The organism is Flavimaribacter sediminis, assembly GCF_019492055.1.
Taxonomy (GTDB): domain Bacteria; phylum Pseudomonadota; class Alphaproteobacteria; order Rhizobiales; family Rhizobiaceae; genus Flavimaribacter; species Flavimaribacter sediminis.
Map to the genome: position 1 here is coordinate 29,869 of NZ_JAICBX010000004.1, position 22,268 is coordinate 52,136.

Here is a 22,268-nt window from a genome sequence, read left to right on the forward strand (position 1 = left end):
ATGAAGCTCTTACACAGCGCAGCGCTCGCAGTTTTACTGTGTTCCGGTGCGCTCCAAACAGCGGCCGAAGCTGGGACGCGGGATTCCTGGAAACATTCCTGCTATGTCTATCGCGACATGAACCGGAACGGAAAGTTCGACATGGGCGACCGTCCATACGGTCGCCTGCCAATCAAGCTTGAGCGGCCCGACGGCAGCTTTACGGGCGCGCGGTCCAATATCGACGGATTCGCCAACTTCGTCACGTCGATCGGAAACAAGGACGCGGAGATCTACGAAGCGGGCGTCTACAGCTTGCGGGCTGTCTATCCCAAGGGCTGGCAATCGCTGTCGGACGCAGACCAGCAGCAATACGAATTCGTCGAACGGGCGAACGCCGGCGGAGGATTGACGCCGGTGGAAACCTGCGCGCCGATCGGCGTCGCGCCGATTTTGTCGGTGCGTGGTCGTTTTGTCGCCAGGGACGACGCTGACGCGGGTAATTACGAGGTGCTCGCTCTGGGCCCGGATGGCGCCTACCACAAGGTTTCCACGGACACCAAGGGGAATTACCGGTTTGTCGCTGAACCGGGCAATTGGGTCGTCGAGATCAGGGACGCGGACGGCGCCACGGTTTCGCTACGACCGGTCGCCGTGGAATACGGCGCTGTCGTGATGTCGGAAACTATTCTCGATCAGCAGATGGCGCCGCCGGAAGGTTCGGGCGCGCGTAAGCTCGGTTTCGACGATCTTGTCATCTCCGACAGCCTGTTCGAAATTCCATCGGGCTATGGCGGGCTGGAATGGCGAAACTGGATCGCCGTGCACAACCGTTTCTACTCCGGTTCCGGTTACGTGAACCTGACCACGAGTTCGGAATATGTCGCCTACAACAGTTCCGGCGTCCCCGCCTGGATGGCGAGCGAGGAACCGTTCGATTTCATCGGAACCTATATCGGCGTCGCCTGGCCGAGAGGCGAAGAGGACTATGTTTTTGTCAAGGCGTGGCGCGGCGCCGATCTCGCCTATTCCGACCGGTTGCGCCTCAGCGACAACGGGCCTGTGTTTTTCAGCGCCGACTACCGGGGCATTACAAGACTGGAATTCAGCTCAGGCAATTACGAGCGCATCGTGCTTGACGATTTTCAGTTTCGCCTCGGCGCGGAGCAGTGATCCGGCGCGTTCAAACCTTGCTGCGGCGGGATCTGCGAAAATCGCTCCAGAACATGTAGACGACGACGAGAACCGTCACGGCGACAATGCCGCCGCTAATGGGGCGCTCGACAAACGTCATGATGTCGCCGCGCGACAGCATCAGCGACCGGCGGAAGTTTTGCTCCAGAAAGGGGCCAAGCACCAGGCCCAGCAGCAGCGGCGCCGGCGGAAAGCCGAGACGACGCATGAAATGTCCGACAACGCCGAACATCGTCGCCGCAACCACGTCGAACACCGAGTTTCGGATGGAATAGACGCCGACGCAGATGAAGGCCAGGATTGCCGGATAGAGCACAGAGTAGGGGATGCGAAGAATCCGCACCCAAATGCTGATAAGCGGCAGATTCAGAAACAGCAGGATCACGTTTCCGATGAGGAAGCTCGCGACGAGCCCCCAAAACAGGTCCGGGTGGTCGCGCAGAAGCTGCGGCCCTGGCACGATGCCGTGGATGATCAATGCGCCGAGCATGATCGCCACGATTGCGTCGCCCGGAATTCCCAGGCTCAGTGTTGGAACGAAGGCCGTCTGCGCCGCGGAATTGTTCGCCGATTCCGGTGCGACGACGCCTTCGATAGCGCCCTGGCCAAAGCGTTCCGGCGTCCTGGAAACGCGCTTTTCAACCGCATAGGCGACGAAGGTCGACAGAGCCGCCCCGGTGCCCGGAAGAATGCCCAGAACCGCTCCGATCGAACTGCCGCGCAGCGCCGGCGCAATCGCCGTTCGCGCTTCCCTCGCCGTCGGCAGCATGTCGCGGAAGCGAATTCGGGTGCTCAGGGCGTCCCGACTGCCGATGCGTCCGGCGTTTGACAGAACTTCGGCGATGCCGAACAAACCTGTGGTCACGACGACCAGATTGAGGCCGTCCGCCAGCGAGAGCATCCCGAACGTCATCCGGTTGGCGCCGGAATTCGGGTCGATGCCCACCATGGAGATCAACAGGCCGACGAGCGCCATGGCGAGCGATCGCCCCTTTGAGGCGTTGCCGACCATCGCCGCCGAGAGCAGTCCGAGCACGATGAGCGCCGCATATTCCTGCGATCCGAAACTGAGCGCGATTCTGGCGAGAATCGGCGTGAAGGAAGCGACAATGATGAGGCCGAACATGCCGCCAAAGAAGGACGAGAGCGTCGCCGTAAACAGGGCGACGCCGGCGCGTCCGGATTTGGCGAGCGGATTGCCGTCGAGGCATGTCACTGCAGCGCCGGCAGTGCCGGGAAGGTTTAAAAGGATCGCCGCCGTGGAGCCGCCATACATCGAGCCGTAGTAGATGCCCGCGAGCATCACGATGGCGTCGGTCTGCGGTACGTAGAAGGTCAGCGGCAGCAGCATTCCTACGGTCGCCAGTGGACCTAGCCCCGGCAGCACCCCGATGAACATTCCGACGGTGACGCCGATGATGCAATAGCCGAGCGTCGAAAAGCTGAGGGCGACGGACAGGCCAAGGGAAATGTTTTCGAAAAAGGACACGCCGTTACCAGGTCACGAGATCAAGCGGCAGGTTCAGCAATACGACGAAGACCACTGCGCAGAAGCATGCGATCGCCGCCGCAAGAACCGCTACCTGCCAGGGTTTGAGGCTGCCATCCGCCAGAGCGGACAGCGCGACGCACGCCGCGATGGCGGGCGCGAGGCCAAAGCGCGGCATCAGAAATGCAAAGGCGAGGAGGCCGGCCACGATGAAGATCATCACACGAGCCGAGGCGAGGTCGGGCGGCGCCTCGCGCTCCCGCCCGAGCGCGGCGACGCCCTCGGCAAGGATCAACGCGCCTGACAGCACGAGCAAGACGCTGACGATCAGCGGAAAGGCGCCTGGGCCGATATTGCGGAGCCCGCCAAGAGGATAACCGAGGGACTCGACGACGCCGTATGCGCCGAGCGCAATCACGGCCAGTGCGGCAACCGAATCCTGTCCCAGCGATCGCGCCAAACTGAACATTGTTCCTCCCCCCGGACAGATCGAACCCACCATCCGAATGTCGGAAATGCTCTACGTTCATGCCACGCCTGTCAACTGGAAAAATGTTCACATATATGAACAATTCACTTATGTGTTTACATAGACCTGTCGGACGGGTTAACAATCTGTCTGTCATTGTTCCAGGGAGGAGGATGAATTCATGAAACGCATACTGCAGGGCATGCTTGCTTTCACCGCTGCGGCTGTAGCGGCCGTCACCGCCGGACCGGCCTCAGCACAGGACTGGCCGGCGCATCCGGTCGACATGGTCGTCGCGTATGGGGCAGGAGGCGGCACCGACACCGTCGCCCGTCAACTTGCCGAGCCTCTGTCCGAAATTCTTGGCCAGCCCGTTGTGGTGAAAAACCAGGCCGGGGCCGGCGGAACTATCGGAGCTGCTGCGGTCGCTTCGGCGGATCCCGACGGATACACGCTTTACATGATGGCGGCGGGGCACACCGTTGCGGCCGCCATGTACAAGTCGCTTCCCTACGATCCGGCGCAGGATTTCGTAGGCGTTTCGGGAATTGCGACGATGCCGCTGGTGCTCGTCACGCGGCCTGATCACGAGATCAACTCCATTGAAGACCTCGTAGCCAAGGCCAAGGCCGATCCCGGCGGGCTCACCATCGCGTCTGTCGGCGTTGGATCAACGCAGCATCTGACTGCCTCGCTGATTGCTTCGGAACTCGGCATCGAGCTTCTCGAAATTCCCTATGCGAAGACGCCGGAAGGCCTTGCCGCAGTGCTGTCCGGCGAGGTCGACATGATGGTCGAAGTCGCTGCGACGGTCATTGGTCAGATTGGCGCCGGAGACCTCAAAGGCATTGGTGTGACGACGCCCGAGCGGCATCCGGCCATTCCCGATGTGCAATCCTTCGCCGAAGCCGGTCATGACCTCGACGTATCCACCTGGTACGGCGTTGCGGCGCCGAACGGCGTCGATGCGGCGATCCTGGCGGGCGCCAGTGAGGCGGTAAAGGAAGCCATTCAGTCCGAGGCGTTTGCAAAGTCTCTTCAGGACCGGGGATTCATCCTGGCTCCCTCTTCGCCTGACGCCTTCACGGACAAGTTTCGCAATGCGATCGGCGTCTGGCAGAAGGTGCGCGAAGACGCGGGCATCGAGCAAAGATAGAGATCGGCAATCGACTGCGGCGCAGGCTCCTCGGCCTGCGCCGATCGACAGGGAAATAGATTTATGAAACTCCTCACCATATGTGGAAGTCTTCGCAGCGGCTCTTTCAATCGCGCCATTTGCAACACGCTGCCTGAACTCGCGCCGGACGGCTGGGAGATCGAGGATGCGCCGGGATTCGGCGATCTGCCGCTCTACAATGCGGACGATTACAGTGCCCACGGCTTTCCCGATCGCGTGGCGGAAATCGCCGAGCATATTCGCGCGGCGGACGGTGTTGTGATCGTCAGCCCTGAGTATAATTTCTCGGTTCCGGGCGGTCTGAAGAACGCCATCGACTGGATATCCCGTCTGCCCGACCAGCCCTTCAAGAACAAGCCGGTTGCGCTTCAGTCCGCGGCGGCTGGCATGCTGGGCGGTTCGCGCATGCAATACCACATGCGGCAGGTGATGGTGTTCCTGGAGGCGCGCGTCTTCACCAAGCCCGAGGTCTTCGTGAGCTTCGCCAAATCGAAGGTTGACGGGAGCGGCGAGAAGATTGCCGACGAGACCACGAGGGAAATGATGCGCGCGCAATTGACGGCGTTTACGGCTGAGATTACCAGCTAGCCGAACAGATTTCCGCGCAAGGAGCAAGCTGACAAGATTCGAGATGTCGGAACCGCGTTTCAAAGATGTCGACAATGTCCTTCGCCATCCGGCTGGCTCCGGAGACGTCAAATCCGCCTTGCGCGTGATCAACGTTCTCGATCTCCTGGGACGATGGGGCGGCGCGCGCACACACGTGCAAATCTCCGAAGAACTGAACATTCCGAAAAGCAGCCTGACCCAGGTGCTGAGAACGCTGACCCGGCATGGATATCTTTCTTTCGACCAGGAGACGCGCGGCTATTCGCTGGGGCCCGCCATTGAGAATCTCGGCGCCCGATCGCGCACGACGCGAAAGCTGTCCGAGGTCGTCGCGCCCGTTCTGGAATGGCTGACTGAATTCACTGGCGAGAGTTCTGCGCTGAACTTTCGCGAAGGCGATGATCACCGCGTGGTCGCAACGGTGCTCGGTCCTCACAGGATTGTGGCGCATCTCAGGCTCAATGATCGCGCGCCGCTTCATGCAACTTCCGGCGGCCAGGTCATTCTCGCGCATTTGTCGCAAACCTTGCGCGAGGAATACCTCTCTCGCGCGCGCTTCGAAAGCTATGCGAAAAATTCCCTTTTATCTGCCGATGACGTGCGGTCGAAGCTGGATCGGATACGCGAAAACGGGTTCGCGAAGGTCGTCGAGGAGTTTACGCCGGGCATCGGCGGCATCGCGCTGCCAATCTTCGATTCGCGTCAAAGACCGATCGCGTCGCTGAGCGTCACCGTGCCTGTCGGTCGCTTCACCGATGAACTCAGCAGCAAGTCTCTCTCAGCTCTTGGAAAGGCGATCGCTTCGCTCAGGCACAGGGCGGAACTGAGTTGACGTCGACGCCGCCAGCCAACGCTCATTTCCACAGTTATCGAGGAGAACGCCATGACCAGTGAAATCGCCGATATGGCCAGCCTGAAGGACGACAAGCTCCGCATTCGCGAACTGGTGGACAACTGGGTGATCTGGAGGGACGCCGGTTTCTGGGAAAAGTTCCGCACGGTCTGGCAGGATGACGGGAGAATGATGGCGACCTGGACGCAAGGGACCGCGGACGAGTTTATCGCCATGAACAGGCAAGGATGGGACAAGGGCGTCAGCATCCTGCATTTTCTCGGCGCCTGCAGCGTCGAGGTATCGGGCGATCGCGCCGTGTCGCAGACGAAAATGACCATCTCCCAGCGCGCGAAAGTTCATGATGTGCTGGTCGATGTGGTGTGCACCGGCAGGTTCTACGATTTCTGGGAGCGTCGCGCCGGAGCGTGGGGCCTCTGCCTTCGCCAGCCGATCTACGAAAAGGACCGGATGGATCCCGTCGATCCGGCCGCGCGCGTCGAACTCGATCCTGAGATTCTTGCGCGTTTTCCCGAAGGGTACCGGCATCTCGCCTATCTGCAGTCTTCAATCGGATATCCCGTAAAGTCCGATATGCCAGGACTGAAAGGCGACAAGGTGGCTTCCCTGTACGCTACCGGAGAGGAATGGCTCGCAGGACGCGGCATCGAATGGGAGACCCATCGCTGGGGAATGTAGAACTTATCGGAGGTCGAGTTCCCTCGTGAGCTTCGCGAGTTTGTCGGGGTTCCTGACGATGTAGATTGCAGCGATCCTTCCCGCGCTGTCGAGATCGAAAGCGAATGTCTGGTCGACCTGCCCGGAGAGGAAAACGATCAGCGAAGGAGCGTCGTTGATGGTCGTCTTGACGACCTTCAGGGAGTCTGGATCCGGGTTTTTTCTGGCTATGCCGAACAGAAAGCGGCTGACCGCGTCCGCCCCGTAAATAACGTTCAGGGCGGCGATCTTCTTGCCGCCGCCATCGGCGACGAGTTCCGCGTCCTCCGCCAGAAGCGCTTTCAAGGGGCCGGGATCGCCCGTTTCCACGGACTTTCTGAAGACGGAAACAAAACGGTTCAGATCGGTCTCGCTCGGCGAGAAGCGATGCGGCGACTGCCGAATTGCGTTTCGCGCTCGTGAGGCCAGCTTCCTGCAGGCTTCCGGCGAACGCGACAAGGTGCTGCTGATCTCCTCGAAGGAAAGGTCCCAGAGGTCGTGCAGGAAATAGGCTGCTCTTTCCGCGGCCGACAGCCTTTCGAGGGTTCGCATGACAGCGAACGAGATATCGAGCGAGCGATCGTCCGCTGTCTCGAACGCGGCCCCGCTCGCCGGTTCCGGAAGCCATTGCCCGACATAGTCGAGATGTCTGCTGTCGGCGGATTTCGAGCGGTCGAGGCAGAGACGCGTCACAATCGTGGACAGCAGCCGGGCGGGGTCGTCCACCTGCGACGCGCCGTCGAAACGCAGCCACGCCTCCTGCACGATATCCTCCGCCTCCGAAACGGAGCCAAGATGCCGGTAGGCAAGGCGCAACAGACGCGAGCGATGCGCCATGAAGGCCTCGAGCCTGTCTGTTGCCTCATTCGGCGGCATGGGCGAACTCTTCCCGCGTGTTTGATGCGATATAGTCTCGCACGATCGACTCGCATGTGGCGGCGTGTCCCATGCCGCGCTTTAGCAGCGGATAGAACTGCCCCGCGAGTACAGCGACCGCGAGCCCGATGCGCGCCCGCTCGCCGAAGCGTTTGCGCGCTTCTTCGACTGTTTCCGCCAGATCGGCGGAATTGTCCAGCACGGCGTCGGCGAAGCGTATGGCGAGCGCTGCGTCTTCAGTCGGCTCGCCATGACCGAGCGCCGGCAGGACGGCGTCAGGCGAAAGGCCGCTTTCTTCCGCCATCGTCATGGCGAGGCGCAGGCAAGGTCCGCAATCGGCGCGCATCACGCTGCGAATTTTAGCAGCGTAAAACGCCTCCTTGGAGACGCCGAAATCTCCTTGAAGGAGAGCGCTCGACATGGCGAGTTGGAGACCCGCCGCCGTGCTCTCGTCGAGAATTTCGCGCATATAGGACGCATCGTAGTCGTAGTGGTTCGAGAAACGGCTGATCGATCTGTCGAGAAAACGCCGGATCATGACCGGACCTCCTTTTTCCAGGGAAAGGTGAGTAAAAACAGCGGCAAGAGTCCGGGAACGACAATTGTCGCCAGGTCCCGGGCGCCGGCGAGCGGCGGCGCGCCGTGGACGCCCAGTTCCGCCATGTGCAGGCCGGCATGGCCGGCAAGGAAGATAGCCGCCGGCCAGAGCGCGATGCTGTTTTTGAAGTTGAGCGCAGCGATTACCAGTCCCGCCGCTGCAGCGATGAACGCCAGTCCGATATCGCGAACGAAGTGGGCGTTCAGCGGACCGGTATGGCCCACGTCCGGCACGATGGAATACCAAAGCTCCGGGGCCGCGAGCATCAGCGCGCCGTTGGCGCCGTGGTAGAGTGCAAGTGGAGTAAGAAGAAAACGCATGGCAAAACCTCCATGCCTGTTATGACGACACAGCACCACGAAACGTGACGCGGGGGATAAGAATTATCTGATTGAGTCGGGTGCAAAGACGCTGAGTTTGACGCTCTCGGCGTCTGGTTGGAGTCCACAGGTTATAATGATTTTCTGAAAACTGGCTGGGGCGGCAGGATTCGAACCTGCGCATGGCGGCACCAAAAGCCGCTGCCTTACCGCTTGGCCACGCCCCAGTATTTTCGCGAGTCTTCGTTCAAGCGCTCTGCATTTATCATCTGATGATGAAAATTCAAGCGTCGGAATTCGACTTTACCGTTCTTCCTGCCTTGCAAGCACCTGCAATTGCATGATCGCCATGACCATCAGCAGCCAGATCGGGTCGACGCGGCGCAGAAAGAATGTCTCGAGGAACGAAAGAAGAGCCAGAAAGACGATCACCATCATGAAGAGATCGGCGCGCGCCGCATTCGCAGGGTTGCGGCAGGCTTTGACATAGTTGACGGCGGGCATGATGTAGATGGCCCAGACCATGATTGCGAAGCCGACGACGCCAAGCGTCACAAGCATGTCGACATAATTGCTGTGGCCGTGGACGATGCCGCGAAAATCCCAGGCCCATTCGTAGGGTTCTTCAATGCCGGTGACGACCGGCTTTCCCCAGAAGCTGTCATAGCCCGTGCCCAGCCAGAAATTTTGCGAGAAGTTCTCAAGTCCATATTTCCAGAGCGTAAAGCGGCCGGTGAAGCTCGGATCGTCGAGGATCGACGCCGTCAGGCTGGCGAGCGCATCCGAATAGATCGTGCCTATGGTCAGCATGGCGGCGAGGATCACCGCGAGGGCGGACAGAATAACGGTGAGTTTCGACAATCCGAAAATCCGACCGGCAAGCACCACCATGATCGCCATCGGCAACAATCCGTTGGTTGTCTTGGAGCCGGTCTTGAGCACGAAGATGAAGGCGAGAAGGCCGACCGCGATCCCGGACAATCGCATCCCCCGGCGATAGATGTAGATGCCGAACATGACGAACACGGACATGACGGGGCCAGCGATGTTCTTGTGAGTGAATGAACCGCGCCAGAGACCGGCGTGCTGTGGTTCGAATGCATCCGCCCCGTGGATGGCGAGGCTCGGAAGAAGCGCAAAACCCGCGTAATTGATGAAGAGGAGCGTCAGCATGGCTGCGGCCAACATCCGCGCAAAGCTCTCCTCGTCCGGAGGAAGCAGTATGATCGCGGAAGCGATCAGCATGCCGATCAGAGTCAGGATGACGGAGCGCATTGCGGCTGAAGGATCAGGAGCGACAACGATGGAGAGTGCGAGCACAAGGTAGATCCCGATCCATGCGGGCTGAACGTAGGCGGCGAGTTTCTTCCGGTCCACCAATGTGATGAGCCCGATGAACACGATAGAGCCGGCTGCGAGAAAGCCGATCTGGTTCAGCCTGTCGCCCTCGTTCGCCTCCACGTCGAGAATGCTGGTCGGGCTGAATGGTCTGAGCGACAGCATAAGCAGGCAGAACGCGACATACGCAAGGCCCGTCGCGGCAAGGTTCTTCATCCTTGCCGGCGTCAGGGCGGGTCCGGCTGCGCTGCGGCTTTTCCCCGTGTCGTCATAGGTCGTTGACATTTGTCCGCCCGCTAAAGGCCTCGTTCCTGCAGAGCAGGAAAATCATCGCCTTATATGGTTAACGAGGTCTTTCTGTCACGCCGAAAGCGCATCAGCGGTCCGAAGCCTGCCAGCGCGGATTGATCCATGGCTCAAGGTTCGAGCGCGGCAGCATTGGACGGCCGAGAATATGGTCGGACGCCTTTTCGCCGACCATGATCGACGGACCGTTGAGATTGCCGTTGGTAATCTGCGGAAAGATCGAGGAATCGGCGACGCGCAATCCGTCGACGCCAATCACACGGCATTCGGGATCCACTACGGAGCGCGGATCGTCGGCGCGACCCATACGGCAGGTTCCGCAGGGATGAAAGGCGCTTTCCGCGTGGTCGCGAATGAAAGCGTCCAGCCCTTCGTCGCTTGTAATGTCCCGGCCGGGGGCCAGTTCGGGGCCGCGATAGGCGTCGAACGCCTCCTGGTCGAAAATCTCCCGGGTGAGCCGGATGCAGTATCTGAAATCCTCCCAGTCGGAGGGGTGGCTCATATAATTGAACCGGATCACCGGCGCTTCGCGCGGATCGGGTGACCGCAGAGTGACATTCCCCCTCGATTTCGATCGCATGGGGCCAACATGCGCCTGGAACCCGTGTGCCCTGGCGGGTGACGTGCCGTCGTAACGAATGGCGACCGGCAGGAAATGGAACTGGATATCCGGGTATTTCACGCCGGCCCTGGAGCGCACGAAGGCGCTGGCCTCAAAGTGGTTCGACGCGCCGAGGCCAGTCTTGAAAAAGAGCCACTGCGCGCCGATCAGCGCTTTGGAGACCAGATTCAGTTTGGAGTAGAGCGTGATTGGCTCGAGGCACTCCTGCTGCACATAGAGTTCGAGGTGGTCCTGCAGATTGGCGCCAACGCCCGGCCGGTGCCGGACGACCTCTATGCCCTGATCCCGTAACTGGTCGGCCGGGCCGACGCCTGACAGCATGAGAAGCTTCGGGGAATTGAAGGCGGAGGCCGCCACAATGACCTCGCGATCGGCGGCGACGCTCTCGATCTTTCCGCCGCGTTCGATTTCCACGCCGACGGCGCGGCCGTCCCTGAAGATGATACGGCGCGCGAAACACTTGATCAGTTCGACATTGGGTCGCTTCAACGCCGGCTTCAGATAGGCGTTGGCGGCGGACCACCGACGGCCAGCGTGGATCGTCTGCTCCATCAGGCCGAAGCCTTCCTGTTTTTCGCCATTATAGTCAGGCGTGGTCTCGAAGCCCGCTTGCCGTCCGGCTTCGATGAAGCTTCCGAAAAGCGGATTGTCGGCCACGCCGCGACGCACGTGCAGCGGTCCGGAGGCCCCGCGCCAGCCTTCCTGCCCGCCACGGGATGTTTCCATGCGCTGGAAATAGGGCAGCACGTCGGCGTACCCCCAGCCCTGCGCGCCGTCTTCCTCCCAGAAATTGTAGTCTTCCGCGTGTCCGCGGACATACACCATTCCGTTGATCGAGGACGACCCGCCGAGAACCTTGCCGCGCGGCGCGACCAGGCGTCGGCCGCCGAGATTGGGCTCAGGCTCCGTCTGGTAGCCCCAGTCGTAAAGCCCCATATTCATCGGATAGGACAGGGCGGCGGGCATTTGGATGAACGGGCCGGCGTCGCTCCCTCCAAACTCCAGCACAATGACCCGGTTCCGCGGATCCTCCGACAGGCGGTTGGCCATTGCTGACCCCGCGGATCCGGATCCGATGATGACAAAGTCAGCTTTCAATGCCTGGTCTTCCACCGTTGCTTCCTCGCATCAATAGGGACTGTCGACCGGACCGGTCGCCACGTAGACGCTCTTGATCTGGGTGTAGTGCTCAATCGCCGCGCGCGAATTCTCGCGCCCGACGCCGGATCGTTTGACGCCGCCGAACGGGGCTTCCACCGGCGCCAGATTGTAGGTGTTGATCCAGCAGCTTCCCGCCTGCAATTGCGCGATTACCCGGTGCGCGCGGGGCAGATCGCGCGTGAAGACGCCGGCGGACAGGCCGAACTCTGTGTTATTTGCGCGGGCGATCGCTTCCTCCTCATCGTCGAAAGAAAGCACGCTCATCACCGGCCCGAAGATCTCTTCGCGGGCAATGCGCATGTCGTCGGTGACATCCGCAAACACTGTCGGTTCGATAAAATATCCGCCTTCCATGCCCTGCAGGCTCAGCGTGTCGCCGCCGGTGACGAGACGCGCGCCTTCCGCCTTGCCGATTTCGACATAGCCCGCGACCTTTTCGAGTTGGGTCTTGCTGACAAGCGGCCCCATCTGCACGAGTTCGTCCATCGGATCGCCGATCCGGATGGCGCGCGTGCGTTCGGCAAGGCGCTCCAGGAAGCGGTCGAGAAGCGGTTTCTGGACAAAGACACGCGTGCCGTTGGAGCAGACCTGACCGGAGGAATAGAAATTGCCCAGCATCGCGCCGCCGACCGCGTCCTCGATACTCGCGTCGTCGAAAACGATCAGCGGAGATTTGCCGCCAAGCTCCATCGTGACATGCCTGATATCGGCGGCGGCTGTGGCCATCACCTTGCGTCCGGTGGGCACCGATCCGGTGAGCGAAACCTTGTCGACCATGGCGTGGGTGGCAAGCGCGGCGCCGACGTCGCCGTATCCCTGCACCACGTTGAAGACCCCTTTAGGCAGTCCCGCTTCGTGCAGGATCGAGGCGACTTGAAGTGCGCAGAGCGGCGTGACTTCCGATGGTTTGAAGATCATGGCGTTGCCGCAGGCCAGCGCCGGAGCGGCCTTCCAGCAGGCGATCTGGGTCGGATAGTTCCAGGCCCCGATGCCAACGCAGACGCCCAGAGGCTCGCGGCGCGTGTAGACGAAATCACCACCGAGATCGATGTATTCGCCGTTGATCGCGGTCGCCTGCGCGCCGAAGAATTCCAGCGCATCTGCGCCGGAGGACGCGTCTGCGACCAGTGTTTCCTGCAGCGGCTTGCCCGTATCGAGGGTTTCGAGTTCGGAAAGTTCGCGATTGCGCGCGCGGATGATGTCCGCGGCGCGGCGAAGGATGCGACCGCGCTCGGCGCCGGTCATGGCCGCCCAGACCTTCTGGCCCGCTTCGGCGGACGCGATGGCGGATTCGATAATCTGTGGGGTGGCCGCGTGTAGACGTGCGACAATTGCGCCCGTCGCCGGATAGACGCTATCGATCGCGCGTCCCGCGACGTCCTCGACAAATTCTCCGTCGATGAAGTGGGAAGCCGTTGGTTGCGCCTTCATTTCATAGCCGCTTTCGATGTGTGATTGATTTTTATTGGTTATTCATTCAATAAAAACCTAGCGCCTTTTGCGCAACGCGACAAGCCCGCTCGCGGCATTCGATACCGGCCATCGAGAGCAATGATCAAACCATCAAATTTCTTCGGTTGATTCCGCCGGCAATGCGCTTAAGTCTTGGGCGAAAAACACAATCGAAGAGGAATTGCGCGATGATCAGGAAAACCGGTTTCTATATTGACGGTAAGTGGGTGACCCCGGCCGGGGCCGCGGAGCTGGAAGTCATCAATCCGGCGACAGAGGAGCCGTTCGCCGTCATTTCTCTCGGGTCCGCAGCGGACGTGGACACCGCGGTCATAGCCGCGCGCGCAGCATTCGAGGAGTATCGCCAGACCGATTCCGCCTTTCGCCGGTCGCTGATTGAAAAATTGCTCGAGATCATGGTGCGTCGCCAGGACGAAATGGGAGACATCGTCTCCAGGGAAATGGGCGCGCCGATTACGCTGGCGCGCAGTTCGCAGGCCGGGTCCGGGCCGTTCCACGTGGATGGCTTCCTGAAGGCCTTGTCGGATTTCGAATACGAGAAGGATTTCAACGGATCGGGCGAACGGATCGTTCGTGAGCCGATTGGCGTTTGCGGTATGATCACGCCATGGAACTGGCCGGTGAACCAGATGACCCTCAAGGTCGTCCCGGCGCTGGCGGTCGGCTGCACATGTATTTTGAAGCCGAGCGAAATCTCGCCGCTTTCAGCCATGCTGTTTGCGGAAATGATCGATGAGGCCGGGTTTCCGAAGGGAACGTTCAATCTGATCAACGGCGAAGGGCCGGTGGTAGGCGAGGCGATGTCGCGGCATCCGGATATTGACATGATGTCGTTTACCGGGTCGACCCGAGCCGGGACAGCGGTTACGAAGGCTGCGGCGGATACGGTCAAGCGCGTTTCGCTGGAACTTGGCGGCAAGTCGCCCAACATCGTATTCAACGATGTTGATCTTTCCGAAACGATCACCCGAGGCGTGAAGTCGTGTTTCAACAATACCGGCCAGTCCTGCAATGCGCCGACGCGCATGCTCGTTCAGCGCGAGATCTATGACAACGCCGTGGAAATCGCGGCCGAGGCGGCGTCGCACATCGAAGTCGGCGATCCGGCGAAGGAAGGCAACCACATCGGACCGCTGGTCAGTGAAATGCAGTTCAACAAGGTGCAGGGCCTGATCCAGACAGCGATCGACGAAGGCGCGCGGCTTGTCGCAGGCGGCCCCGGCCGTCCGGCCGGCATGAACCGGGGATATTTCGTGCGGCCGACCATATTCGCCGATGTCTCGAACGACATGACGATAGCCCGCGAGGAAGTGTTTGGCCCGGTGTTGTCCATCATTCCGTTCGACGAGGAGGATGACGCAGTCGCCATCGCCAATGACACGCCATACGGACTGGCCGCATACGTCCAGAGCGCCGACCAGGAGCGCGCGCGTCGGGTCGCGCGGCAATTGCGCGCGGGCATGGTGATGATCAACGGCGCGCAGCGGCCCGCCGGCAGTCCGTTCGGCGGCTACAAGCAGTCCGGCAATGGTCGCGAGGGCGGAACCTGGGGCCTAGAGGAATTTCTGGAGGTCAAGTCGATCAGCGGATACTGACTGCCAATGGCGTCGCGGCTGCTTGTTTGTTAAAGGTTGAACAATTCTGCGCGACGCCATATATTCCGCGAGAAACGGACGGTGAGGAGACGAGACCATGACGGCATGTATCACGGGTTGGGCCCATTCGAAGTTCGGCAAGCTTGAAGGCGAAACGGTCGAGAGCCTGGTCGTCGACGTCGCGGAGCGGGCGATCGCGCATGCGGGGCTGGAAGCCACCGATATCGACGAGATTGTGCTCGGACATTTCAATGCGGGCTTTTCCAAACAGGATTTCACCGCGAGCCTGGTCCTGCAAGCTGACGACAGGCTTCGCTTCAAGCCGGCGACGCGGGTGGAGAACGCCTGCGCAACCGGCTCGGCGGCGATCCATCAGGGGCTGAAGACGATCGAGGCCGGCCGCGCGCGCAATGTTCTGGTGGTCGGCGTTGAACAGATGACCACGACGCCGGGCCCCCAGATCGGCGAGAACCTGCTGAAAGCGTCCTACCTGCCTGAGGATGGCGATATTCCGGGCGGCTTCGCCGGCGTGTTCGGCCAGATCGCCGCCGCCTATTTCCAGAAATATGGCGATCAGTCCGATGCGCTGGCCATGCTGGCCGCCAAGAACCACAAGAATGGGGTGGGCAACCCCTTCGCACAGATGCGCAAGGATCTCGGCTACGAGTTCTGCCGAACGGAAAGCGAAAAAAATCCCTTCGTCGCGGGACCGCTGAAGCGGACGGACTGTTCGCTCGTCTCCGACGGGGCCGCGGCCATCGTGCTGACGGATCTCGAAAGCGCCATGAAAGCGCCGCGGGCAGTGATGTTCCGCGCCGCCGAACATGTTCAGGATTTCCTGCCCATGTCGAAGCGCGATATTCTGGCCTTCGAAGGCTGTCAACTCGGCTGGCGAAAGGCGCTGGCGCAGGCCGGCGTGGCGCTTGACGATCTCTCGTTCGTCGAGACCCATGATTGCTTCACGATCGCCGAACTGATCGAATATGAGGCGATGGGACTGGCGAAACCGGGCGACGGCGCGGCCGTGGCGATGTCCGGCGAGACGGCGAAGGATGGCCGGCTGCCAGTCAACCCGTCAGGCGGACTGAAGGCCAAGGGACATCCAATCGGCGCGACCGGCGTCTCAATGCATGCCTTGACCGCCATGCAGCTCTGCGGCGAGGCCGGCGACATACAGGTCGCGGGCGCAGAGCTCGGCGGCGTCTTCAATATGGGCGGAGCGGCCGTCGCCAACTACGTCTCCATCATGGAGCGCGTGCGGTAGCCAAGACGGCGTCCTTGAAGTATGCAGGCGCAAGTGGACGCCGGTTGCAGCGGGCAAGCCGGCGCGTTGTAATTGCGGAGTAAAGGCATGAGCGTACTTGTGACGGGTGGAGCCGGTTATATCGGCAGTCACATGGTCTGGCGGCTGCTTGACGCCGGAGAAGAGGTGACGGTCATCGACTGTCTGTCAACCGGACATGACTGGGCCGTCCCGCCGGAAGCCAATCTTGTCGTCGCCGACATTGGAGATCAGGAAAGCGTCCAGCCGGTGCTGAAGGAGCGCGGCGTCGACGCCGTGATCCACTTCGCCGGATCGATCATCGTTCCGGAATCCGTTAGCGATCCGCTGGGCTATTACCTGAACAACACCGTGAAGTCGCGCGCGCTGCTGGAGGCCTGCGTGAATTGCGGCGTGAAGCACTTCATCTTTTCGTCCACGGCCGCCGTCTACGGAACGCCGGAACGCGCCCCGGTTTCAGAAGACGCCGATCTGCATCCCGAGTCGCCGTATGGCAATTCCAAGCTGATGACGGAACTGATGTTGCGCGACGCCTCGGCCGCGCACGGTTTCAGTTACGCGGTGCTTCGCTACTTCAACGTTGCGGGCGCCGATTCGAAGGGACGGGCCGGACAATCGACCCGCAACGCTACTCACTTGATCAAGGTCGCGACGCAGGCGGCGCTCGGAAAACGCGACGGGATGGAGGTCTACGGGCAGGACTACCCGACGCCGGACGGCACCTGCATCCGCGACTACATCCACGTCTCCGATCTGGTCGAGGCGCATTACCTGGCGCTGGAGCATTTGCGCGCGGGCGGCGGTAACCTCGTCGCCAATTGCGGTTACGGGCAGGGGTACTCGGTGCTGGAGGTGATCGACGCGGTGAAGAAGGTAAGCGGCGTGGATTTTGCTGTTCGCGAGGCCGATCGCCGCCCGGGCGATCCCGCAACGATCGTCGCCGATCCGGCGAAGATAAAGGCGCAACTCGGCTGGACGCCGCGCCATGACGATCTTTCCGAAATCGTCCGGGATGCGCTCGACTGGGAACGCTCGCTCGAGAGACGCAATACACAGCAATAGCAATGAAAAGGCCCGCGCGGAGCGGGCCTTTCCTGATTGAGTCTGTGACGGGTCCGTTATTGGGGCGGGTTCGCCAGCTGCACCGAGCAGATCATCCGCGTATGGGCGGAATTCAGCCAGCAATGCGACGGCAGCGGACCGCCGGGCACCGGATAGACATAGACCTGCTGGGGATTGCTCGCGGACGCAGCCGCCGCGCCGATCGCCGCTCCCGTGACCGCCGCCGCGCCGATCGCCGCCCCCGGATAGTACGGATACGGGTGATAGGGATACGGGTGATAGGGATACGGGTGGTACGGCGGATAGGGGCCATAGGGATGATGAGGCGGGTAGTAGCCACCGTGATGCGGCGGGGGAGGCGGATAGGGGTGATAGCCGCCATAATGGGGAGGTGGATAGCCGCCGCCATGATAACCGCCATGGAAACCGCCGGCTCCGCCATGACCGCCGAAGCCGTGACCATGGTCGATGAAGAGCGCCACGTTGTCCGCCGATTCCGGCAGCTTGCCGGAGACCATGCGCACGCCGTATTTGACCGATCCGCCGTCCATCTCGACCGAGGTGAGTTCAACGATCGCCGGCGGCTCTTCGATCTCGCCGAGCACGGAGACTGCGGCGTTCGGCGGGTCGGCGGCGAATGTGCCGCCGGATTTTTCCCACAGACCGGCGAAGGTCACGTTGTCGACATGGCCGACCATACGATAGGGACGGTCGCTGAAATAGATTGTGGCCGGCGCCATGCCGCCCAGCGTCATCGTCTCGCCGTCGAACGTCATGGAGGTGGCCTGCTGGACATATTCGAACACCGGCGCCGGCAGGGCGTATTGCTGCGTCGGAGCTGAGCTGGCGGCTGGCTCGGCGGCAGTCGTGGCGTCCTGGGCCGAAGCAAGGCCGGGTGACGCCGCCAAGGCTACAACGCCAAGCATGGCGAGTATCTTGTACATAGACATGTCTCCTGATTGCATTAAGTTGATGTTTTATTCTCGAAATATACGTGTCGAGTGTTGCCAGTTTATTTCAAATCGCGGCTCGAACAACTGTAATTTGCGCGCTTGGTTTTTGATTTCTTATCGGCGCCTTGAACCCCCGGCGCTGCTTGCATTGCCGGCGGCGCGGCGTTAGGGCTGGGTTTATAATGGATAAAAATGGGGGGCGCGCCATGGCCAATCCTGTGCTGGTCGAGGTGACGAGGGGCGGACGCGTTGAAAGCCGCCACCGCGGCGCCGCGGTTGCAGTGGACGCTGCGGGACAGATCATATTCTCGAAGGGCGATACGTCGGCGCCGATATTTCCGCGTTCGGCGGTCAAGGCGATGCAAGCCCTGCCGCTGGTGGAGTCCGGCGCAGCCGACGCCTACGGGTTCGGCGATCGCGAGATCGCGCTCGCCTGTTCGTCGCATTCCGGCCAGCCGGAGCATGTCGCGCTGGCGGCCGCCATGCTGAAGGCGGCGGGGCGCGACGCGGACGCGCTGGAATGCGGCTGCCACTGGCCGTTCAACATGAAGGTTTCGACCAGGATGGCCGCGTCCGGCGGCAAGCTGACAACGCTTCACAACAACTGCTCCGGCAAGCATGCGGGCTTCGTTTGCGTCGCCTGCCATCTCGGCCACTCGCCCGCCGGCTACATCAATTACGACCACCCGGTGCAGGGGCTGGTGCGGGACGCGCTGGGCGACCTGACCGGCGCGCATTACGGGGTCGACACTTGCGGAACGGACGGCTGTTCGATCCCGACCTACGCCGTGCCGCTGCCCGCTGTCGCCCACGGTTTTGCGAAGATGACGACCGGCGAGGGCCTGGCGCCGGCGCGGGCTAAGGCGGCGCGGCGCATCATCGAGGCCTGCATGGCGGAACCCTTTTACGTCGCCGGCTCCAAACGGGCCTGCACCCGGCTGATGGAGCTTGCCCCGGGCAAGGTCTTCGCCAAGACCGGCGCCGAGGGCGTGTTCTGCGCGGCGCTGCCCGAACAGGGCGTTGGCGTGGCGGTCAAATGCGACGACGGCGCGACTCGGGCCGCCGAGGCGATGGTCGCCGCGGTTCTCGCGCTGCTGGTGGAAGACGAAGCGCTGCGCGACGGCTTGCGGGCTATAGCCGGCCACTCGATCAGCAACTGGAACGGCATTGAAACAGGGCATTTGCGGGTAACCGAAGCGCTTCTATAGCTGCGTGTTGCCGAAGACGGTGAGGTGCGGATAGTCTTGCGCCCCGCCGGCGATCATGTCGCGCGTTATCCGCTCCTGCCAGCGATAGCCGACGATCGCGCCGCGCAGCGTGTTCTGGAAGATGTTGTTGGCGATCTGCGCGCCTTGCGCCCCGTCAACCACGGTGACGGCGACGCCGATGAGGCTGTTGCGCACGATGTTGTCCGTGACCGAGACGCCGCGCAGATACGGACCCCAGCCGATGAGCATGCCGAAGCGGGCGATGTTGTCGAGGACGTTGCCGTTGACGCTCGTGTCGGCTTCCGCCGCAATCCCCCAGCCGAAGCCCGGCCCGACCGGATCGTAGGGACCCTCGTTGACGATATTGCGGATGATGTTGCCGCTGACGACGGCTAGGCGGCCGCCCTCGTTGAAATTGGCGATCGAGACGCCGTTCGCCGCGCCGTCGACCAGATTGTTGGCGACGATCGCGCCCTCGAAGGCGAACTCGGAATAGATGGCGGTTTCGCCGCTCGCGAGACACTGGTTGGAGACGATCTGCACGCCAGATCCGCTGTTGGAGCGGATGGCGGAAAAGGCGCAGTCGGCGACATGATTGCCGGTGATCATGACATTGTTGGCCTGGTAGACGTTGATCCCGTTGCCGTGCTGACCCGTGCCGCCGTCGTCGGCGCGAATGCCCGTGACGCGGTTGCCGGAGACGATCGCGCCGTCCGGCCCCGGCCGCCGGCGATGGACGAGGACGCCGCCATTGCCGCAATTCTGGATCCGGTTGTCGGCGATCCGCATGGCAGAACCATCGACGCAGTAGATCCCGGCCAAGGCGGCGGCTGAGACCGACGTTTCCGCGATCGACCCGCCGCAGGCTTCGAGCGCCACGCCGTGCTTGCGACTGTCGAAGATGTTGCAGCCGGAAATATCGACGTTGACGGTGTGGACCGCCTCCACAGCGCCGCGGCAGTAATCCGCCAGCCGGTAGCCGGACGCGTCGAGAGTCAGGCCGGCAAGGCGAATGTCGGAGGCGTTTTCCGCGCGCAGGAAATGATTGCCGCCGCCATAGATCAGCCGGCTGAGGCCTGGCACGCCGCGCAGATGGACAAGCGCCGGGAGCGTCACGTCGGAGACGACGAAATCGCCCGGCGGGATGAACACCGGCACGCCGGAATCCGACGCCGCGTTGAGAATTCTCTCAAGCGCCGGCCCCTGGTTTTCGAGAGAGTCCGGCGCAAGACCAAGTTCGACGGCGTTGAGCGCGTCCGGGGTCGCCGGCGGGGCGGCTCGAACCGGCGCGACGCCGGCGGCGAGCGCCGAGCCCACGCCCGCCAGGAACCTGCGTCGTGTTGGCGCTGGACAATGTAGCGACGTCGGCGTGATCTGTCTCATCCTGCCTCCCTTTCGGTTGAACCGGCTTGTCTGCTCCCTGTCGCCTTGCTTGTCAGTCTGCATGAAGTTCACTATCCACAAGGGCCAAGACAAAGACAAGACGGGGTTACGATGAGCGACGACCACAAGGGCGTGATTTTCGACTGGGCCGGGACCGTGATCGATTTCGGTTCCTTTGCGCCGATGGGCGTGTTCGTGAAGCTCTTCGCCGGCCACGACATCGAGGTGACGATCGAGGAGGCGCGCCGGCCGATGGGCATGCCGAAGCGCGACCATATCCGCGCGATGCTCAACGCCTCGCGCATCGCTTCGGAATGGCAGCGCGTCTACGGCAAGCCGGCGACGGAGGACGACGTCGATGAACTCTACCGCGTCTTCGTGCCGATGAACGAGGACGTGGTGGCCGACCACGCCGACCTTGTGCCGGGCGCGGCCGAGGCGATCGCGCTCCTGCGCGACAGGGGCTACCGCATCGGCTCGACGACGGGCTACACGCGCTCGATCATCGAGCGGGTCGCGCCAATCGCTGCAAACCAGGGCTTTGCGCCGGATACGATCGTCTGCGCCGACGATCTGCCCTATGGCCGCCCGACCCCGATGGGCATGTACAAGTGCTGCCTTGACCTCGGGATCGCCGACGCGCGCCAGCTGATCAAGGTGGACGACACGGAGCCGGGCATCGCCGAGGGCGAAGCCGCCGGCTGCCTGACGGTGGGCGTGCTGCTCTCCGGCAACCACGCCGGCCTGACGGTCGACGAATGGCGATCGCTCGACGAGGCGGCGCTCGACCATATTCGAGACGAGGCCGGCGCGACGCTCAACGCGGCGGGCGCCGATTACCTGATCGACACGGTCGCCGACCTGCCGGCGCTGCTCGAGACGCTTTAATCGCGCAGCATCGGATAGGCCTCGATGTGCACCCAGTCGGTCGCTTTGACCGGCATGTGGCAGCCGAGACAGTCCTGCTCGTAGTTGGTGGTGATGGTGGCGTTCGGCGCATCGGCGTTGAACTTCGCCCATCCCCAGCCGTCGCCCCACAACGGTCCCTGCGGACCGTTTTCCTTCGGCGGCTTGATCATCGCGAACCAGCCCTTCAGCGCGCCGAGCGACGATGTCCTGTCGTCGCCGTCGGCCTTGGTGACCCCGTCGCGCAGTTCCTTGATGAGCACGGCGCCTTCGGGAAATTCTCCGGTCTGCTGATACGCCGTCACTGTTTCCGGCTGGGTGTAGACGACGTTGAACTGCCTGACGCCGGCGTCGTCGAGATGCGCGAACACGCCGAGCACGCTCCAGTCGCGCGCGTAATTCTCTTTCGTCATGACGATCGAGCCGTCGGGCCGGACCATCGCGTTGGCCGCCCCTTCGGCGGCGACGGGCGTCGCGTGCGCGAAGATGACGGCGGCCGCCGCCAGCATCGCCGTTCCCGACAGGTACAAGGCCGTTTTCATGCTATCTGCTCCATGGACGGTTGAACGCCTGATCCTTGCGGCCTGCGGCCCGCCGGGTCAAGCCGGACGACGCAAACAGGGTTAGCGAAGAGACAAGTGAAGGCGGTGCGGTATGGTCGCGCTTTGGCTTTGTTTCGGGATTCCGGCGTTTCAAACATTCGAAGTTGCGTTGGGACG

Annotated in this window: 21 protein-coding genes and 1 tRNA gene; 10 read left to right on the top strand and 12 right to left on the bottom strand. The window is 62.1% G+C overall.

Translation table 11 applies throughout. The features are described 5' to 3' along the window. Positions 1-141: 141 nt before the first annotated feature. Positions 142-1,152 (top strand): hypothetical protein, encoded by a 1,011-nt coding sequence (locus tag K1W69_RS19150; protein WP_220230059.1) that lies wholly within the window; start codon positions 142-144, stop codon positions 1,150-1,152. Positions 1,153-1,162: 10 nt separating this feature from the next. Here the strand turns inward: K1W69_RS19150 and K1W69_RS19155 are convergent, their stop codons facing one another. Both K1W69_RS19155 and K1W69_RS19160 read right to left on the bottom strand, forming a co-directional pair. After that, entirely contained in the window at positions 1,163-2,662 is a 1,500-nt protein-coding gene (locus K1W69_RS19155; RefSeq protein WP_220230060.1) for a tripartite tricarboxylate transporter permease, read from the bottom strand. A gap of 4 nt (positions 2,663-2,666) precedes the next feature. Beyond that, on the bottom strand, positions 2,667-3,131 hold the full coding sequence (locus tag K1W69_RS19160) for a tripartite tricarboxylate transporter TctB family protein (RefSeq protein ID WP_220230061.1): 465 nt from the start codon (positions 3,129-3,131) through the stop codon (positions 2,667-2,669). Between the two features lie 181 nt (positions 3,132-3,312). Here K1W69_RS19160 and K1W69_RS19165 point away from each other — a divergent pair, with 181 nt between their 5' ends. The 4 genes from K1W69_RS19165 (at position 3,313) to K1W69_RS19180 (ending at position 6,448) form a co-directional block, all read left to right on the top strand. Further along, positions 3,313-4,287, top strand: a complete 975-nt coding sequence (locus tag K1W69_RS19165) for a Bug family tripartite tricarboxylate transporter substrate binding protein (RefSeq protein WP_258571215.1) — start codon at positions 3,313-3,315, stop codon at positions 4,285-4,287. A gap of 63 nt (positions 4,288-4,350) precedes the next feature. Continuing rightward, positions 4,351-4,896, top strand: coding sequence for an NADPH-dependent FMN reductase (locus K1W69_RS19170; protein ID WP_220230062.1), 546 nt, complete (start codon positions 4,351-4,353; stop codon positions 4,894-4,896). Between the two features lie 43 nt (positions 4,897-4,939). Beyond that, entirely contained in the window at positions 4,940-5,749 is an 810-nt protein-coding gene (locus K1W69_RS19175; RefSeq protein WP_220230063.1) for an IclR family transcriptional regulator, read from the top strand. 51 nt (positions 5,750-5,800) lie between these two features. Next, a complete protein-coding gene (locus K1W69_RS19180; RefSeq protein WP_220230064.1) occupies positions 5,801-6,448 on the top strand; it encodes a nuclear transport factor 2 family protein in 648 nt (215 codons plus the stop codon). A gap of 3 nt (positions 6,449-6,451) precedes the next feature. Here the strand turns inward: K1W69_RS19180 and sigJ are convergent, their stop codons facing one another. From sigJ to betB, 7 genes are all read right to left on the bottom strand, one after another. Continuing rightward, on the bottom strand, positions 6,452-7,342 hold the full coding sequence (sigJ, locus tag K1W69_RS19185; RefSeq protein WP_220230065.1) for an RNA polymerase sigma factor SigJ: 891 nt from the start codon (positions 7,340-7,342) through the stop codon (positions 6,452-6,454). Next, the gene (locus K1W69_RS19190; protein WP_220230066.1) at positions 7,329-7,880 is read right to left on the bottom strand and encodes a hypothetical protein; all 552 of its coding nucleotides are present in this window, start codon (positions 7,878-7,880) and stop codon (positions 7,329-7,331) included. The genes sigJ and K1W69_RS19190 overlap by 14 nt, the downstream gene beginning before the upstream one ends. Next, entirely contained in the window at positions 7,877-8,260 is a 384-nt protein-coding gene (locus tag K1W69_RS19195) for a hypothetical protein (protein WP_220230067.1), read from the bottom strand. The genes K1W69_RS19190 and K1W69_RS19195 overlap by 4 nt, the downstream gene beginning before the upstream one ends. 152 nt (positions 8,261-8,412) lie before the next feature. Then, a tRNA-Gln gene (locus K1W69_RS19200) sits at positions 8,413-8,487 on the bottom strand. 76 nt (positions 8,488-8,563) lie between these two features. Next, positions 8,564-9,883 carry an O-antigen ligase family protein gene (locus K1W69_RS19205; protein ID WP_220230068.1) on the bottom strand — a complete coding sequence of 440 codons (1,320 nt, stop codon included), beginning with the start codon at positions 9,881-9,883 and terminating at the stop codon, positions 8,564-8,566. Positions 9,884-9,974: 91 nt separating this feature from the next. Further along, positions 9,975-11,624: a choline dehydrogenase gene (gene betA / locus K1W69_RS19210; protein ID WP_220230069.1), complete on the bottom strand. Its 1,650-nt coding sequence runs from the start codon at positions 11,622-11,624 to the stop codon at positions 9,975-9,977. 30 nt (positions 11,625-11,654) lie between these two features. After that, complete coding sequence (betB, locus tag K1W69_RS19215) at positions 11,655-13,118, bottom strand: betaine-aldehyde dehydrogenase (RefSeq protein ID WP_220230070.1); 1,464 nt, start codon at positions 13,116-13,118, stop codon at positions 11,655-11,657. A 209-nt stretch (positions 13,119-13,327) separates the two neighbouring features. On the opposite strand from betB, the gene K1W69_RS19220 reads away from it, so the two are divergent. The 3 genes from K1W69_RS19220 to galE all read left to right on the top strand — a co-directional run bounded on the left by K1W69_RS19220 (position 13,328) and on the right by galE (position 17,099). Further along, entirely contained in the window at positions 13,328-14,755 is a 1,428-nt protein-coding gene (locus tag K1W69_RS19220; RefSeq protein ID WP_220230071.1) for an aldehyde dehydrogenase family protein, read from the top strand. A gap of 97 nt (positions 14,756-14,852) precedes the next feature. Continuing rightward, positions 14,853-16,019 carry an acetyl-CoA acetyltransferase gene (locus K1W69_RS19225; RefSeq protein ID WP_220230072.1) on the top strand — a complete coding sequence of 389 codons (1,167 nt, stop codon included), beginning with the start codon at positions 14,853-14,855 and terminating at the stop codon, positions 16,017-16,019. 87 nt (positions 16,020-16,106) lie between these two features. Then, positions 16,107-17,099 (top strand): UDP-glucose 4-epimerase GalE, encoded by a 993-nt coding sequence (gene galE / locus K1W69_RS19230; protein WP_220230073.1) that lies wholly within the window; start codon positions 16,107-16,109, stop codon positions 17,097-17,099. 56 nt (positions 17,100-17,155) lie between these two features. Here the strand turns inward: galE and K1W69_RS19235 are convergent, their stop codons facing one another. Next, positions 17,156-18,043, bottom strand: a complete 888-nt coding sequence (locus K1W69_RS19235; RefSeq protein ID WP_220230074.1) for a hypothetical protein — start codon at positions 18,041-18,043, stop codon at positions 17,156-17,158. Between the two features lie 215 nt (positions 18,044-18,258). On the opposite strand from K1W69_RS19235, the gene K1W69_RS19240 reads away from it, so the two are divergent. Continuing rightward, complete coding sequence (locus tag K1W69_RS19240; RefSeq protein WP_220230075.1) at positions 18,259-19,260, top strand: asparaginase; 1,002 nt, start codon at positions 18,259-18,261, stop codon at positions 19,258-19,260. Here K1W69_RS19240 and K1W69_RS19245 read toward each other — a convergent pair. Beyond that, positions 19,255-20,706, bottom strand: a complete 1,452-nt coding sequence (locus K1W69_RS19245) for a TIGR03808 family TAT-translocated repetitive protein (protein ID WP_258571217.1) — start codon at positions 20,704-20,706, stop codon at positions 19,255-19,257. The two genes, K1W69_RS19240 and K1W69_RS19245, sit on opposite strands and share 6 nt — an antisense overlap. Before the next feature lie 48 nt (positions 20,707-20,754). Here K1W69_RS19245 and phnX point away from each other — a divergent pair, with 48 nt between their 5' ends. Then, positions 20,755-21,531, top strand: a complete 777-nt coding sequence (gene phnX, locus K1W69_RS19250; RefSeq protein ID WP_220230076.1) for a phosphonoacetaldehyde hydrolase — start codon at positions 20,755-20,757, stop codon at positions 21,529-21,531. On the opposite strand, the gene K1W69_RS19255 is transcribed toward phnX, so the two are convergent. After that, entirely contained in the window at positions 21,528-22,091 is a 564-nt protein-coding gene (locus tag K1W69_RS19255) for a cytochrome P460 family protein (RefSeq protein WP_220230077.1), read from the bottom strand. The genes phnX and K1W69_RS19255 overlap by 4 nt on opposite strands. Positions 22,092-22,268 lie beyond the last annotated feature (177 nt).

What these genes read in the sequence shown, in the direction of transcription:
- K1W69_RS19150 (WP_220230059.1), top strand. Translation starts at nt 142, where the DNA reads ATGGGCGACCGTCCATACGGTCGCCTGCCAATCAAGCTTGAGCGGCCC.
- K1W69_RS19160 (WP_220230061.1), bottom strand. Translation starts at nt 3,131, where the DNA reads ATGTTCAGTTTGGCGCGATCGCTGGGACAGGATTCGGTTGCCGCACTG.
- K1W69_RS19165 (WP_258571215.1), top strand. Translation starts at nt 3,313, where the DNA reads ATGAAACGCATACTGCAGGGCATGCTTGCTTTCACCGCTGCGGCTGTA.
- K1W69_RS19170 (WP_220230062.1), top strand. Translation starts at nt 4,351, where the DNA reads ATGAAACTCCTCACCATATGTGGAAGTCTTCGCAGCGGCTCTTTCAAT.
- K1W69_RS19175 (WP_220230063.1), top strand. Translation starts at nt 4,940, where the DNA reads ATGTCGGAACCGCGTTTCAAAGATGTCGACAATGTCCTTCGCCATCCG.
- K1W69_RS19180 (WP_220230064.1), top strand. Translation starts at nt 5,801, where the DNA reads ATGACCAGTGAAATCGCCGATATGGCCAGCCTGAAGGACGACAAGCTC.
- sigJ (WP_220230065.1), bottom strand. Translation starts at nt 7,342, where the DNA reads ATGCCGCCGAATGAGGCAACAGACAGGCTCGAGGCCTTCATGGCGCAT.
- K1W69_RS19190 (WP_220230066.1), bottom strand. Translation starts at nt 7,880, where the DNA reads ATGATCCGGCGTTTTCTCGACAGATCGATCAGCCGTTTCTCGAACCAC.
- K1W69_RS19195 (WP_220230067.1), bottom strand. Translation starts at nt 8,260, where the DNA reads ATGCGTTTTCTTCTTACTCCACTTGCACTCTACCACGGCGCCAACGGC.
- K1W69_RS19205 (WP_220230068.1), bottom strand. Translation starts at nt 9,883, where the DNA reads ATGTCAACGACCTATGACGACACGGGGAAAAGCCGCAGCGCAGCCGGA.
- betB (WP_220230070.1), bottom strand. Translation starts at nt 13,118, where the DNA reads ATGAAGGCGCAACCAACGGCTTCCCACTTCATCGACGGAGAATTTGTC.
- K1W69_RS19220 (WP_220230071.1), top strand. Translation starts at nt 13,328, where the DNA reads ATGATCAGGAAAACCGGTTTCTATATTGACGGTAAGTGGGTGACCCCG.
- K1W69_RS19225 (WP_220230072.1), top strand. Translation starts at nt 14,853, where the DNA reads ATGACGGCATGTATCACGGGTTGGGCCCATTCGAAGTTCGGCAAGCTT.
- galE (WP_220230073.1), top strand. Translation starts at nt 16,107, where the DNA reads ATGAGCGTACTTGTGACGGGTGGAGCCGGTTATATCGGCAGTCACATG.
- K1W69_RS19235 (WP_220230074.1), bottom strand. Translation starts at nt 18,043, where the DNA reads ATGTACAAGATACTCGCCATGCTTGGCGTTGTAGCCTTGGCGGCGTCA.
- K1W69_RS19240 (WP_220230075.1), top strand. Translation starts at nt 18,259, where the DNA reads ATGGCCAATCCTGTGCTGGTCGAGGTGACGAGGGGCGGACGCGTTGAA.
- K1W69_RS19245 (WP_258571217.1), bottom strand. Translation starts at nt 20,706, where the DNA reads ATGCAGACTGACAAGCAAGGCGACAGGGAGCAGACAAGCCGGTTCAAC.
- phnX (WP_220230076.1), top strand. Translation starts at nt 20,755, where the DNA reads ATGAGCGACGACCACAAGGGCGTGATTTTCGACTGGGCCGGGACCGTG.
- K1W69_RS19255 (WP_220230077.1), bottom strand. Translation starts at nt 22,091, where the DNA reads ATGAAAACGGCCTTGTACCTGTCGGGAACGGCGATGCTGGCGGCGGCC.